The following is a 14,806-nucleotide window of genomic DNA, read 5'->3' on the forward strand; positions in this document are numbered from 1 at the left end:
TTCGAGCCTTGAACAAGTAACGTTGCGCAGTTTTTTATACAATTCACATTTATTAAGGTACTGGTTTTGATCTCCACCGCGAATATCACTCAACAATTTGGCGCAAAGCCTCTGTTTGAAAACATTTCCGTTAAGTTTGGCGAAGGTAATCGCTATGGCCTGATTGGCGCTAACGGTTGTGGTAAGTCAACATTTATGAAGATTCTAAGCGGAGAGCTTGAACCTTCGAGTGGTAACGTTAGCTATGATCCTAACGAACGTGTGGCGAAACTGAATCAGGATCAATTCGCTTACGAAGAGTTCACGGTTATCGACACGGTAATCATGGGCCACAAAGAGTTGTGGAAAGTTAAACAAGAACGTGACCGTATCTATTCTCTGCCTGAAATGACCGAAGAAGATGGCATGAAGGTTGCGGATCTCGAAACTGAATTCGCGGAAATGGACGGCTACATGGCCGAGTCTAAAGCCGGTGAATTGTTGCTTGCGGTAGGCATTCCTCTTGAACAGCACTTTGGTTTGATGAGCGAAGTGGCACCAGGTTGGAAACTGCGTGTGCTATTGGCGCAAGTTTTGTTTGCTGAACCACACATCATGCTGCTTGACGAACCAACCAACAACTTGGATATGGATACCATTCGCTGGCTAGAAGATACGCTAAACCAACGTAACTGCACCATGATCATCATCTCGCACGACCGTCACTTCTTAAACAGCGTATGTACACATATGGCTGACTTGGATTACGGTGAACTGCGTCTGTACGCGGGTAACTATGACGAGTACATGACGGCAGCATCGCAAGCGCGTGCTCGTCTGCTCTCTGATAATGCCAAGAAGAAAGCACAGATTGCTGAACTGCAAACTTTCGTTGCACGCTTTTCTGCGAACGCATCTAAAGCGAAGCAAGCGACGTCACGAGCTAAGCAGATTGACAAGATCCAATTGGACGAAGTTAAAGCGTCTAGCCGCCAAAACCCTTTCATTCGTTTTGAACAATCGAAAGAGTTGTTCCGCAACGCGTTAGAAGTTGAAAACCTTAGCCAAGGTTTTGAAAACGATCTATTCAGTAACTTCAACGCCATTTTTGAAGTAGGCGAACGCGTAGCGATCATTGGTGAAAACGGCGTCGGTAAAACAACACTGCTTAACACCTTAGCGGGTGTACTTGAGCCTCGTAGCGGCAGCTACAAATGGTCTGAAAACGCGAACATTGGTTACTACGCTCAAGATCACGCGCACGATTTTGCCGAAGATATGAACCTGTTTGACTGGATGAGCCAATGGCGTCAAGAAGGGGATGACGAGCAAGTGATCCGCAGCTTCTTAGGGCGCATGTTGTTTGGCCAAGATGACATCAAGAAATCTGTTAAGGTCATCTCTGGTGGTGAACAAGGCCGTATGTTGCTTGGTAAGCTAATGATGCATAAGCCAAACATGCTGTTGATGGATGAGCCAACCAACCACATGGACATGGAATCGATCGAATCGCTCAACACGGCGTTGGAGAACTACAAAGGGACTCTGTTCTTCGTATCTCACGACCGCGTATTTGTGGATTCACTGGCAACGCGCATCATTGAAATCCGTGATAACAAACTGACCGATTTCAAAGGCACTTATGCTGAATTCTTGAAATCTCGTGGCGTAAACTAATCCACGGTTTACTCTTAAGAAAAGGCTTCCTGCGGGAGGCCTTTTTAATGCCTGCAATCTGCGAGCCAAAAAATAGAGTGCATTAAAATGGAGCGTACGTTCCAATTTGGTGCGCTTTTTATGAATGCGTTTATTCTTCCATCATGCAACAACTCCCTTGATATTTATATAATTCACTCTATTTCAATAAGTTATTTGATATTGAAAAGTTATTGATTCATTTGTTTATTTTGGAATGTATTTTGCTTTAAGGCTGTTTAATAACAATAACTCACTATATTGGTGAGAAAATAATCAAGTAGCACAGGATTGGTGCGCAACATTTCAATGGAGAATCACTAAGATGACTCAAACCGTAAGTCAGGTTCAAGGTGCCGTACAAGCCCTGACTCAAAGTTCTGATACGCTATTTTTGCTGCTCGGAGCAATCATGGTGTTTTTAATGCACGCCGGATTTGCCTTTCTTGAGGTGGGGACTGTGCGTAAAAAGAACCAAGTGAACGCGCTGGTAAAAATTCTCGCCGATTTCGGTATTTCTACAATCGCCTATTTTTTTATCGGTTACTGGATAGCCTACGGCGCTCATTTCTTTGCTGATGCACAAACCCTTGCCCAAGGGAACGGCTATCATCTAGTTAAGTTCTTTTTTCTATTGACGTTTGCCGCCGCTATTCCTGCTATCGTTTCTGGAGGCATTGCCGAGCGCGCTCGGTTTTACCCGATTCTCATTGCTACTTTTTTCACCGTCGGGTTTGTTTATCCGCTGTTTGAGGGAATGATTTGGAATGGCAATTATGGCGTGCAAAGCTGGTTTGAAGCTCAATTCGGTGCTGCTTTTCACGATTTCGCTGGCTCTGTGGTCGTGCATGCAGTCGGCGGATGGATTGCACTCATCGCTGTCATGTTTCTAGGAATGCGTAAGGGAAGAGTACGTGCAGGAAAGCACACCAACTTTGCTCCATCCAACATTCCGTTCCTAGCACTGGGCGCGTGGATCCTTTGTGTGGGCTGGTTTGGTTTTAACGTCATGTCAGCGCAAACATTAAATGGAATTAGTGGATTAGTCGCGATGAACTCTTTAATGGCCATGACTGGTGGTATTTTAGCAGCGTTAATTGTCGGAAAAAATGACCCTGGCTTTATCCACAATGGTCCTCTAGCGGGATTAGTCGCGGTGTGTGCAGGATCGGACTTGATGCACCCACTGGGTGCCTTAGTGACGGGAGTGGTAGCGGGTGCTTTATTTGTTTGGTTGTTCACTCAACTACAAAACCGAACGAGAATAGACGATGTATTAGGTGTATGGCCATTACATGGTGTTTGTGGTGCATGGGGTGGGATTGCCGCTGGTATTTTTGGCCAATCATCACTCGGCGGCCTAGGTGGTCTCAGCCTCGCCGTTCAACTACTAGGAACCTTATTGGGTATTTCAGTGGCAGTATTGGGTGCCGCAATCGTTTATGGCTCTCTCAATGTATTGACTGGATTGCGTTTATCTGAAGAAGACGAATTTAACGGCGCGGATTTGGCTATTCATAAAATCTCCGCCATTAACGAAGATTGATTACATATAGACCGAAGTCGCGGGGTACTTCGGTCTATTTCATAGCTCGGTTTATGTCACAGAAAATAAGCAATCAATGGCCATTTTATACTATGGTCTAACCCTCAAAACTACTGTTGTTATTGCATCGGTGCTAAGCTAGCAAAAAAGCGTGCAATAAGGACATAGTATGAATTTCCCTTACAAGAATATCGTGATCCTCACGGGGGCAGGCATTTCAGCGGAATCAGGCATCAAAACATTTCGTGCTCAAGATGGGTTATGGGAAAACCATAAAATAGAGGATGTCGCGACCCCTGAAGGTTTCGCACGTGATCCCGATCTCGTACAGGATTTCTATAATCAGCGTCGTCGAAAACTCCAATCTGAATCAATACAACCTAATGCCGCCCACATCGCGCTTGGTAAATTAGAGCAAGAGCTAGAGGGAAACGTAACGATTATTACGCAGAATATTGATAACCTTCATGAGCGGGGTGGTAGCAAACAGGTGATTCATATGCACGGTGAGCTGCTTAAAGCACGCTGCAGCGTTTCTAACCAAGTAATAGAGCATAAAGACGACATTCTGAGCGGAGAGCTTTGTCATTGCTGTCAAATTCCAGCTCAAATGCGACCTCATATTGTTTGGTTTGGCGAAATGCCACTGCGCATGGGCGATATTTATTCAGCACTCGAGACGGCTGATCTTTTTATCTCTATCGGTACATCGGGTGTTGTTTATCCTGCTGCAGGCTTTGTTCATGATGCCAGAATGCATGGCGCGCACACCATTGAGATCAACTTAGAACCGAGTGCCGTTGAAAGTGAGTTTGAGGAAAAACGCTACGGTAAAGCCAGTATTGAAGTTCCGCGGTTAGTGGAAGAGATATTAGGGTTAGAAATGCCAAAAAAGAAACACGCCTAGAGTAGGCGTGTTATCTAAACATTGAATATGATCAATTATTTACTTTGAGCTTCTGGAAGTATTCGTCGTACAACACATTCGCTTCTCCCACCTCATCTTGCCAAAACCCGCTGTCCATCACAGATTGTGGAGGGAAGATATTAGGATCATTGGCGAAAGATTTGGGTAACAGTGAATAGGCTGTTTTAACGGGAGTTGGGTAACCAATTTCTAATGCGATTTTTGCTGCATTCTCAGGGCGCAATAAGAAATCAATCATCTTATGAGCCGCATCAACGTTTTTGGCCCCGGCCGGAATGGATATGCTATCCATCCAGAAAATCGCGCCTTTTTCTGGCCAAATAATGTCAATTGAAGCGCCTTCTTGGCGGGCCATATACGCCGAGCCATTCCATAACATACCTAAAGAAACTTCACCCGCTAAAAAAGGGTTTGCCGGAAAGTCGGAGTTGAACACTAACACGTTTGGAATCAGTTTTTTAAGCTCTTCATAGGCCGCTTTAATTTCGTCAGGATCCGTCGTATTAGGTGAGTAACCAAGCTTACTCAGTGCAATATGGAACACCTCACGAGCATCGTCCATCATCATCAACTGACCTTCCCACTTGGCATCCCATAAGTCGCCCCAGTTTTTGATCAGTGATTTATCAAGCATGTCGGTATTAATACCAATCCCCGTTGCGCCCCAGATATAAGGGATAGAAAATTTGTTGTTTGGGTCGAACGATTTATTGAGATAGTTAGAATCAAGATCAGCAAAATGAGAAAGCTTAGCGTGGTCAATCTCCTGCAACATGCCTTCTTTACGCATTTTAGAAACAAAGTAGGTGGATGGCACGACAAGATCGTAGCCGGAACCTTGAGTCTTTAACTTGGCATACATGCTTTCATTAGACTCATAGGTTGAGTAAATGACTTTAATTCCTGTCTCTTTGGTGAAATCTTCGAGAACGTCGTGGGGGATATATTCAGACCAGTTGTAAAAATAAAGCTCTTGATCTGCAGCCATTGCAGGCGTAGTGAATAGAGTTGCTGCGCAAATAGCGCCAGCATACAGTGTGCTTTTCATTACGTTTCCATTTTAGTCGGTGCCAAAGCTTAACTAGGCAAGGGTGCGTGATACGAAAGTGCAAAGTATACCAGTTTTAACGAAAATAGGCAGCTAGTGCTGCCTATTTCATACTTTTTGCGGAATTATTGACCCGCTTTTAACTTCATAAAGTAATCTTCATACTGCACAGTTTTTTCACCAACGGCAGATTGCCATTCAACACGATCTAAATCATCTTGAGATGGGAAAAGAGCAGGGCTGTCTTTAAATTTCTCATTAGACGCTTTCACGCCAGTTAAATAACCCGTGTCGCGAGAAATTTGTTCTGCAATTTCTGGACGTAGCAAGAAGTCGATCATCATATGTGCGGCTTCTACGTTTTTGGCACCAGAACTGATAGCAAAGTTGTCAACCCAACCGATACCGCCTTCTTTAGGGAAAACAAGCTTAATTGGCAAGCCTTCTTTTTGCGCCGCTGCTGCAGAGCCATTCCACAGCATACCTAAGCCAACTTCACCAGAGAGGTAAGGAGCGGCAGGGTTATCTGAGTTAAATACCAATACATTGGGCATTAGTTTTTGCAGCTCAGCGTAGGCCTCATCAATTTGCTTTTCATCCGTAGTGTTACCTGAGTAACCTAACTTACGAAGGGCAATGTGGAATACCTCACGAGTATCATCCATCAACATTAGCTGGCCTTTCAACTCTGGGTTCCATAGGTCACCCCAGCTTTGGAAATCATTGGGATCATACATATCGGTATTAACCGCAAGCCCAGTGATAGCAACCACGTGTGGAATTGAATAATCATTATTTGGATCGTAAGGTTTATTCAAATAGTTGTTATCAAGGTTTTTAAAGTTGCTTAATTTAGACTTATCAATCTTTTGTAACATACCTTCATCGCGCATTTTAGAAACGAAGTAGGTGGATGGAACAACAAGATCATAACCTTGGTTGTGAGTTTTTAGCTTTGCATACAGGGTTTCATTCGATTCATAAGTTGAATAAATGACCTTGATGCCGGTCTCTTTCGTAAACTGCTCTAGAAGACCACTGTTAATGTACGGCCCCCAGTTCATGAATACTAGTTCCTTGTTTTCATCCGCTGTTACTGCTCCAGAGAACAAAGAAAGCGCACATGCACTACCAGCTAATAGAGTAGCCCATTTTTTCATTGACGTTAGCTCCAAACCAAACGTTGCCTATTTTTAGGCGTTAGATAGAAAAACAGAATGACGATTTGTCATTCTGTTTCGCGTAATGTATTACAAGATGTCGATTCTACTTCACTTTTTCCCTTGCTAACAACTGTGATGTGATTACTAGAGCCAATGAGACAACTAACATCACGGTCGCCAGAGCGTTAACTTCTGGGGAAATGCCAACTTTAACCATAGAATAAATCTTCAATGGTAAAATTTCGTAAGTAGGGCCGGTTACAAACGAGCTAATGATCACATCATCCAATGACAGTGTGAAACTCAGCAACCAACCAGCTGCAACCGCCGGTTTCGCTAATGGCAAAATGATTTTGGTCAAAATCACCCATTCGCCAGCACCGAGATCTTTGGCAGCTTCAAGCATCTTTACATCAAATCCGTTGAGGCGACTGTAAACAGTCACAACAACGAAAGGTAAGCAGAATGTAATGTGTGCAATCAACAAAGTAAGAAAACCTAGCTGAGCACCTAACACTAAGAATAGCGCAAGTAGCGAAATTGCCATGACAATATCTGGGGACATCATCACAACAAACAACATACCATTAACTGCACGTTTACCTTTAAATTGATAACGAAAAAGGGCTACAGCAGTTAAACTGCCAATCAGCGTCGCTGCTGTGGCTGAAAAAACCGCGACATTCAGCGAGTGCCATGCGGCCTGAACTAAGCTGTCGTTTGCAACTAAAGCGTGGTACCACTTGGTAGTGAAACCGCCCCATTTAATACCAAATTTGTTGTCATTAAATGAGTTTACAATCAGCACTATGATCGGTAGGTATAGAAATACATACACTAAACTCATAAAGCTAAATCTAACTGTTTTGCCCATTAGTCTAGCTCCACTTTCTTATTCAATAACTTACCAGCACGATAGTATGCATAAAGCATTACAGCCATCGCCAGAGTCAAGGCAATGCTGGTCGCGGCGCCGAATGGCCAATCACGAGCATTCAATACTTGGCTCTTAATCACGTTACCAATCAGCAGGTTTTTCGCGCCACCGAGTAAGTCAGCAATGTAGAACATACCTAATGCTGGCAGTAACACCAATAAGCAGCCCCCGATGATACCCGGCATGGTCAATGGCAATACTACCTTGAGCAAAGTTTGAAGCTTATTTGCCCCTAGATCTCGCGCGGCTTCAATGTAGGTATCGTCCAATTTTTCAATAGCAGAATAGAGCGGAAGAATCATAAAAGGCAGCAAGATGTAAACCAAGCCAATCATTACCGCTGTCTCGGTGTACATAATACGCAGTGGTTTGTCTATGATGTCTAAAGCCATTAAAGCTTGGTTTAAGATGCCTTGCGTGCCCAGCACTATTTTTAATCCGTAGGTACGGATAAGAGAGTTCGTCCAAAAAGGAACAATCACCAAAAACAGCATAATTGGACGCCATTTTTGTGGCATTTTTGCGACAATGTAGGCAAATGGATAACCAATAACCAAGCAGAGAAGGGTAGCCACAATTGCCATATAGAAAGAGTGCATGAGCACTTTGGCGTAAAGTGGATCCAATAAGCGTGTATAGTTATCAAGCGTGAAGGTCATTTCAATTAAGTTGGCTTCATCGCGAGTCAAAAAGCTAGTACCAATGATCATAACGTTAGGGATTAGCACAAACAGCACTAACCACCCAACAATCAATGTGATAATAGCATTTTGAAGATTAAGCTTCTTGCTCATCATCGAGTACTACCTCCCAGCTTTCAACCCAAGTGATAGCGACTTTTTGGCCGAGAGAATGGTCCACATCAGGATCATCTTCGTTAAAGAATTCGCTAACCGTCACGCGCATGCCTGATTCTTCCAGTTCGACTACAGATTCTAGAGTCATGCCTTTGTAGGTACGTTCTGTCACGTGTCCAACAATGCCTTTTTCTTCTGACTCTTTAATCTCTTCGATGCGAAGATCTTCAGGACGCAGCAAAACTTGTAGTTTGTGTCTGGGTTGTACATTTTGATCGTGGTAAACCACCGCTTCAACACCTTCGATATGTGCACGAATACGCTTATCGTCAATTCGTTCAATCGTTTCAGCATTAAATACGTTGATCTCACCGATGAAGCGAGCAACAAATAGGTTTTTAGGGTCTTCGTAAATTTCACGTGGAGAGCCATCTTGCTCAATTTTCCCTTCACGCATAACAATAATGCGATCCGACATTGATAAGGCTTCTTCTTGATCGTGCGTAACGAAGATAAAGGTGATCCCAAGCTGACGTTGAAGCTGCTTAAGCTCCATTTGCATCTGCTTACGAAGTTTATAGTCAAGCGCGGATAAAGATTCGTCTAGTAACAGAACCTTAGGTTTATTAACAACGGCACGCGCGATCGCGATACGTTGTTGTTGACCACCAGAAAGTTGACTTGGTTTACGCTGGGCCATCGCGTCGAGACGTACCATCCGCAGTGCTTCCATCACACGGGGTTCAATGTCCGCCGTTGGCACTTTTTGCATACGCAAACCAAACGCGACATTTTCAAATACTGTCATGTGTGGGAAAAGTGCATAGCTTTGAAAGACGGTGTTAACGTGTCTCTGTTCAGCAGGAACTTTTGTAACATCTTGATTATCAAGAGTAATTGAACCTTGATCTGCGGTTTCAAAACCTGCAATCATTCTTAGTACTGTTGTTTTACCACAGCCAGAAGGACCAAGTATCGTTAAGAATTCGCCATGATTAACATCAAGGTTTAGGTTGCCAATGATTTCCTTACCATCGAAACTTTTACTGATACCAGAAAGACGAACTACTGGTTTTCCTACTGATTTTTTTACGTTCAACGTCTGTTTTTCTCCCACCTTGGTCTATAGGGATGCCTATCTTACGACCTGTCGCTATACACAATTGAGGCGCGCATCATAATCACCAAAAGAGTGAATTCAAAGCGTTTTCTTATATTGATACAGAAAAAGTTTTGTAGGTAGCAGTAAAGATTGATTACCATACAGAACTAACTAACTGTTCAATGCTTTCAAGTGGTTAATTATCAACCAAACACATAATAATGCAAGATCAGATTAGGCTTCTGATTTTGGACTAGAGTGTATTGCAGTATAATGACAATAACTTTGTGACCCAAATACAGGCAACTTGCTTTTCCGTTGCCTAGGACATTTTATGAATAATGATATTGAAAAAGATTTCAATTTAGGCGGTAATGTAGAGCATGCGCTCAAGGGAGATTACGAGCTAAAAGTCAACTCCGTGCTCAAAGAGGCATGGGATTGTACGATCAAGCAATTTATCTCCTTTTCTCCTTCCATCGTGATTCTTTTATTTGTGCAGCTTGCGATCTTCTATATTGCTTTAAAATTGCAACTGGGTGATCCATCACTAATCTTGGATGCGTTAGAAACACCAGAAGCTTTCACAGGCAATATTGTACAAGCTATTTTTGTGGCTAATTTTAGCTATGAGGTCGTTAGTGCACCTATTTATGCTGGCGTGAGCTTAATGGCGATGAGTCATGTCGCTGGGTTAAGAACACAGCCAAGACATATAGGTAAGGGATTACAGTTCACCATCCCAGTGATTTTAGCAACGCTATTCAGCTTATTACTGCAAGGTGTAGCAGGAATGATTTTCCCATTGCTATCAATGTATTTGAGTATTGCGTTTAGCCAATCCATCTTATTGATCTGCGAAAAACGGGTTCCACCTATGCAATCACTGCTATTATCCTTACGCGCAGTCAATAAAAAAATCGTTCCTATTGCCGTGATTTATTCCGTGATCATGCTGATGTTCGTTGCCGCCGCGCTCTTTTATGGGATAGGTTTCATTTTTGTATTACCTTTCTTCTTCCATGCTAAAGGGATTATTTATCGTAATATGTTCGGCATCAAACTAAAGATCATAGCGACTAATCAATCCGACAATAATCCAAATTCTCAGGTGTTCAATGCGTAAAATAATCTTACTTACCGCCATCTCGCTCGTGGTTGTGAGTTGCAGCGTTTATTACGTCAAGCAAACCTCAACTGAGACGACTTACAAAAGCGACATTCCATCTTTGCAAGGTGCTAGAGCTGTTGGAAAAGCGCCTGACTTCTCAGCCATCGATGATGTGAATGAGAAAAAGCATGCTTTTTTTTCTTTCTTAAAACCAGGAATAGCTTGGGAAAATTTACGTGTTTTGCGAGAGCGTGAAATATTAGAGAGGATTGCACAACATCATCTAAGCAATCAGATAGCCAAAAGTGACTATAGTGAGGCGCAAAAACTCTCTAAGCGATATGAAGTACCGATTCCTGCAGAAGGCATCACTAGCGCATGGCTAGAAAACATGCTTCATCGAGTTGACGTTTTACCCGAAGCGTTAGTCTTGACCCAGGCAGCGAATGAATCGGCTTGGGGAACCTCTCGCTTTGCAACTGAAGGAAACAACTATTTCGGTCAATGGTGTTACAGTGTAGGGTGTGGGTTGGTACCTTTGCAACGAGTGGAAGGTATGACTCACGAAGTGGCGAGTTTTGGTTCTGTTCAAGAGTCAATCCACGGTTACTTCATGAATGTTAACCGCAATTCCGCTTATCATGATTTACGAGAGATTCGTTTTCGATTAAGAAAAAATAATGCCGATTTATTGAGTGCTGACAGTGCCATGGAGATGACCAATGGCTTATTGAAATACTCAGAGCGCGGAGAAGCTTATGTGCAAGATCTTCAATCTATGATGCGTCACAATCAGCCTTTCTGGACAGAATAATAATGAAAAAAAGAACGCTTACCTTATTACTGACAACGTTATGCTTTGCTAACGCATTTCCCGTTAACGCTCAAGAGTATATGTTTACATACTCCAAGTTGTTTTCAGCAATGAAAAATAACGTGAAAGAAGAGTACCCCAATGTCAAAGTCGCTTATTATTTCCTTAATGCAAATACCAAGCAGCTCTGCCCAATAGAGAAGGCTTGGATGGAAAAAGAAAAGCACTATGAAGCGTTGAAAGTCAGTAGCAACCACGAACTACTACTTCCTTTAGACGATCATTTACGGCAAGCGAATCCGTTAGTGTTTGTCGATACTCCTCAAGATATGCGTTGTGACTTTTCGACTGTTGTTATGGCAAAAGAGCAGTTCAAAGAAGAAATATCTTACCAGCAGGTCGCCATCTTATTACCTCAGATGCAAAAATTACTGGAAGAGCTCGGCGGGATGTTTGCGAGTTGGTTCACACCCGATGTTTCTGGTGTCACACTCGAATTTGCCAATAATTTGAATTCGGTCATTCAGTTGAGTAACGGCGAAACCATTAACATAGAAAATGGCAAAGCCCAAGTGGATCTCAGTCAACTGGGTGAAGGTGGATCGATGCAGTTACCACAAGAAACGGTTCGCGTGTTACCTTATCTTCCCAAAGCGAAACATTAGACATGTTGGGCTAATATCAATAGGGCTGCATTCGCAGCCCTTATTCTTTTTATCTTTGTAGGAACATCAAAGATTGGTGACATCCAACTTCAAACTAGGATCAAACTCCATCACGCTATCCTCATCTTCGAGCGCTAGGATTGGCATCTCTTCTTTATCAAAACCAATGTCGCCGCCATTAATAACGCCTGAATCACGGTTAATCGACTTAAAGTCAAACAACTTGAAATCAGCCAAATGGCTAGGCACTACATTTTGCATTGCACTAAACATGGTCTCGATGCGCCCAGGGAACTGTTTATCCCAGCCATTTAGCATTTGCTTAATGTTTTGACGTTGCATGTTTGGCTGAGAGCCACATAGATTACATGGAATAATCGGATACTCTCGCATGTTCGCATATTTGATAATGTCTTTTTCACGACAGTAGGCTAGAGGGCGAATTACCACATGTTCACCGTTATCAGACACAAGTTTAGGTGGCATTCCTTTGATCTTTCCACCATAAAACATGTTCAAAAATAGCGTTTCTAGAATGTCGTCACGGTGATGGCCTAACGCAATTTTCGTCGCACCGAGTTCTTTGGCTGTACGGTACAAAATGCCGCGGCGTAAGCGTGAACAAAGTGAGCAGGTGGTTTTCCCTTCAGGGATCTTATCTTGAACAATAGAATACGTGTCTTCTTCAATAATTTTATATTCAACGCCTAGCTGCTCTAAGTACTGCGGCAGAATGTGTTCAGGAAATCCGGGCTGTTTTTGATCAAGATTCACGGCAATAAGCTCAAAGCTAACAGGGGCACTTTTCTGAAGGCTCATTAGAATATCCAGCATAGTAAAGCTATCTTTACCGCCAGAAAGACATACCATAATACGGTCGCCATCTTCAATCATATTAAAGTCAGCAATGGCTTGACCCGTATTGCGACGGATACGCTTCTGAAGTTTATTGAAATTATATTGTTGAGCTTTGGTGCGCTCTTGAATTTGCTCAGTCATCAGTGTCTGGTCTTTAATCTTTAAAACAAAATAGAGTGCGTATGATACGGATAAATAACGCAGATGCCAGATCTAACAAGTAAGGAAGATAAAAAATCCCCCTCGTCTATGACAAGGGGGATCGATGATAGATCGGGCCATTTTAAATAGAGGTTTTAGGATCTAAAGGGCTCACGTAGCCATGCGGCTTTAATGCTAAAACATCACAGTTAATTTTATCAATGACTTGTTCTGCCGTGTTGCCAATAAATACTGCCGATAACCCTGTACGCCCCGTCGTACCAAGAATAACCATCGCCGCATTGAGCTTTTCAGCAGCTTGAGGAATGACGTCTTCAGGCAAGCCTTGCTCTACAAGTGTTTGCGATTCATCTATACCATGCTTTTGTCGCAATGCTTTCATTGCCATCAAGTGGTGACCACGAACAGCATCAGTGTAGGTCATTGGATCAAACTCGGGCAACTCAATGGTAATATTCGCAGGCGTAATAGGGTATGAATTCACCAGATAAGGCGTCGCACCTAAACGAGTGGTGAGGCTTTTTAGTTGTTCAACCATGCAATCATTTAAATCAATATGAGCCGGATTTTCTGACCCCACATGTACCGAAGCGATTATATTCGCATTCTGTGGCCAATCTGAATTTTTAACCAATAGCACTGGAGTTGGGCATTTACGCAATAAGTGCCAATCTGTCGGTGTAAAAATAACGGATTCCAGGACATCATGCTTACGCGTCCCTTTGATCAGAATGTCATGTTCTCCGTAAAATATCTCAGCAATAATCGCTTCATAAGGGCGGTTATGCCACACCACTTTCACTTCAAATTGGATCGAACTATCAATATACGGTTCAGCTACTTTCCTCATCCATTGCTCGCGCTGATGGATAACACCACGTCGCATAGCATCACGTTCATCAACAGAGAGCATCGACGTCATGTCATAAGAGAAATCATAAATAGATAGAAAAAATGTAATGTGGCTAGAAGACGTGCTTTGCTGCGCTAACTGTATGGCTCTGGCAAGGGCGGGTTGTTCATCGTGGTTGATGTCAGCAACCACCAGAATCTTGCTATAAATACTCATATCGACTCCTTAATTATGGAGGAGGGCGTTAGAGTTACTTTAGCTCATAACCAGCGAGAATTTTAGAAAAAAAGAGAGTTTTTAACAGAAGTATGACGTAGCTCATTTAAGAGCTACCTCATTGAAGTTACTTAGTTTCTTTAGATACGCCTGCCAGTTCCATCAGTTGGTCATGGTCAAGGATTGTGATGTATTTGCCTTTAACGCTAAGGATTTCAGACTTCTGAAAACGGCCGAGTAGACGACTGATCGTTTCAACAGTGAGACCAAGGTAGTTACCGATATCACCACGAGTCATTGTCAGACGAAACTCTCTAGGGCTAAAGCCGCGCTGAGAGAAACGAGTCGACAAGTTATAAAGAAAAGCCGCTAATCTTTCCTCCGCATTCTTTTTAGATAGCAGAAGAATCATCTCTTGGTCGCCCTTAATTTCATTACTCATCAAACGCATAATTTGCTGACGTAACTTAGGCATTTTACCCGAAAGATCATCAAGAATTTCGTAGGGTATTTCGCATACCATTGATGTTTCTAGAGCCTGAGCAAAGCTAGGATGAGAATCATCAGTGATCGCGTCAAAACCAACTAAATCACCCGCTAAATGAAACGCAGTGATTTGTTCATCACCTTGCTCAGTAATGGTATAACTTTTAATTGTACCTGAGCGAATAGCGTAGAGAGACTTAAGGTCGTCACCAGCTTTAAATAGCTCTTGGCCCTTTTGGATAGGTTTTTTGCGCTCAATAATTTGATCAAGTTGATCAAGTTCAGATTCATTGAGCGTAAAAGGAATACAAAGCTGGCTAATGCTGCAATCTTGACAGTGAATTGCACAACCACCAGATTGAATGCGCTTTGCCGCTGGCTTATCAGAAATCATAACAACCTTTCACTTTTTGATGTACATCAATATTTTAGCACCCATTACCCCT

At 42.8% G+C, this 14,806-nt stretch carries 14 protein-coding genes; 6 read left to right on the top strand and 8 right to left on the bottom strand.

Translation table 11 applies throughout. The features are described from left to right. Positions 1-66: 66 nt before the first annotated feature. The 3 genes from AACV20_RS08615 (at position 67) to cobB (ending at position 4,127) form a co-directional block, all read left to right on the top strand. A complete protein-coding gene (locus AACV20_RS08615) occupies positions 67-1,656 on the top strand; it encodes an ABC-F family ATPase (RefSeq protein WP_017042874.1) in 1,590 nt (529 codons plus the stop codon). 343 nt (positions 1,657-1,999) lie between these two features. After that, on the top strand, positions 2,000-3,220 hold the full coding sequence (locus AACV20_RS08620; protein WP_017044715.1) for an ammonium transporter: 1,221 nt from the start codon (positions 2,000-2,002) through the stop codon (positions 3,218-3,220). Between the two features lie 169 nt (positions 3,221-3,389). Next, a complete protein-coding gene (gene cobB, locus AACV20_RS08625) occupies positions 3,390-4,127 on the top strand; it encodes a Sir2 family NAD+-dependent deacetylase (RefSeq protein ID WP_013856880.1) in 738 nt (245 codons plus the stop codon). Positions 4,128-4,158: 31 nt separating this feature from the next. Here the strand turns inward: cobB and AACV20_RS08630 are convergent, their stop codons facing one another. From AACV20_RS08630 to potA, 5 genes are all read right to left on the bottom strand, one after another. Continuing rightward, a complete protein-coding gene (locus AACV20_RS08630; protein ID WP_013856881.1) occupies positions 4,159-5,196 on the bottom strand; it encodes an extracellular solute-binding protein in 1,038 nt (345 codons plus the stop codon). A gap of 125 nt (positions 5,197-5,321) precedes the next feature. Further along, entirely contained in the window at positions 5,322-6,356 is a 1,035-nt protein-coding gene (locus AACV20_RS08635) for an extracellular solute-binding protein (protein WP_026027330.1), read from the bottom strand. Positions 6,357-6,462: 106 nt separating this feature from the next. After that, positions 6,463-7,233: a spermidine/putrescine ABC transporter permease PotC gene (potC, locus tag AACV20_RS08640; RefSeq protein ID WP_013856883.1), complete on the bottom strand. Its 771-nt coding sequence runs from the start codon at positions 7,231-7,233 to the stop codon at positions 6,463-6,465. Beyond that, positions 7,233-8,090 (bottom strand): spermidine/putrescine ABC transporter permease PotB, encoded by an 858-nt coding sequence (potB, locus tag AACV20_RS08645; RefSeq protein WP_026027331.1) that lies wholly within the window; start codon positions 8,088-8,090, stop codon positions 7,233-7,235. Before potB ends, potC begins: the two co-directional genes overlap by 1 nt. Then, on the bottom strand, positions 8,074-9,210 hold the full coding sequence (gene potA / locus AACV20_RS08650) for a spermidine/putrescine ABC transporter ATP-binding protein PotA (protein WP_096036388.1): 1,137 nt from the start codon (positions 9,208-9,210) through the stop codon (positions 8,074-8,076). Before potA ends, potB begins: the two co-directional genes overlap by 17 nt. Positions 9,211-9,529: 319 nt before the next feature. Here potA and AACV20_RS08655 point away from each other — a divergent pair, with 319 nt between their 5' ends. Genes AACV20_RS08655 through AACV20_RS08665 form a run of 3 tightly spaced genes read left to right on the top strand, consistent with a single transcriptional unit; the run spans position 9,530 to position 11,785 of the window. Beyond that, a complete protein-coding gene (locus AACV20_RS08655) occupies positions 9,530-10,321 on the top strand; it encodes a hypothetical protein (protein WP_170907139.1) in 792 nt (263 codons plus the stop codon). Beyond that, a complete protein-coding gene (locus tag AACV20_RS08660) occupies positions 10,314-11,120 on the top strand; it encodes a glucosaminidase domain-containing protein (protein ID WP_013856887.1) in 807 nt (268 codons plus the stop codon). The genes AACV20_RS08655 and AACV20_RS08660 overlap by 8 nt, the downstream gene beginning before the upstream one ends. 2 nt (positions 11,121-11,122) lie before the next feature. Beyond that, positions 11,123-11,785, top strand: a complete 663-nt coding sequence (locus AACV20_RS08665) for a DUF2987 domain-containing protein (RefSeq protein ID WP_017047641.1) — start codon at positions 11,123-11,125, stop codon at positions 11,783-11,785. A 66-nt stretch (positions 11,786-11,851) separates the two neighbouring features. Here AACV20_RS08665 and ttcA read toward each other — a convergent pair whose 3' ends face one another. From ttcA to AACV20_RS08680, 3 genes are all read right to left on the bottom strand, one after another. Beyond that, positions 11,852-12,784 (bottom strand): tRNA 2-thiocytidine(32) synthetase TtcA, encoded by a 933-nt coding sequence (gene ttcA / locus AACV20_RS08670; RefSeq protein WP_094164789.1) that lies wholly within the window; start codon positions 12,782-12,784, stop codon positions 11,852-11,854. 142 nt (positions 12,785-12,926) lie between these two features. Beyond that, the gene (gene uspE, locus AACV20_RS08675; RefSeq protein WP_013856890.1) at positions 12,927-13,874 is read right to left on the bottom strand and encodes a universal stress protein UspE; all 948 of its coding nucleotides are present in this window, start codon (positions 13,872-13,874) and stop codon (positions 12,927-12,929) included. 127 nt (positions 13,875-14,001) lie between these two features. Further along, positions 14,002-14,754, bottom strand: a complete 753-nt coding sequence (locus tag AACV20_RS08680; protein ID WP_010320258.1) for an FNR family transcription factor — start codon at positions 14,752-14,754, stop codon at positions 14,002-14,004. Positions 14,755-14,806: the final 52 nt, after the last annotated feature.

Origin of the sequence: Vibrio sp. B4-6 (genome assembly GCF_963888245.1) — a bacterium.
Lineage (GTDB): Bacteria > Pseudomonadota > Gammaproteobacteria > Enterobacterales > Vibrionaceae > Vibrio > Vibrio anguillarum.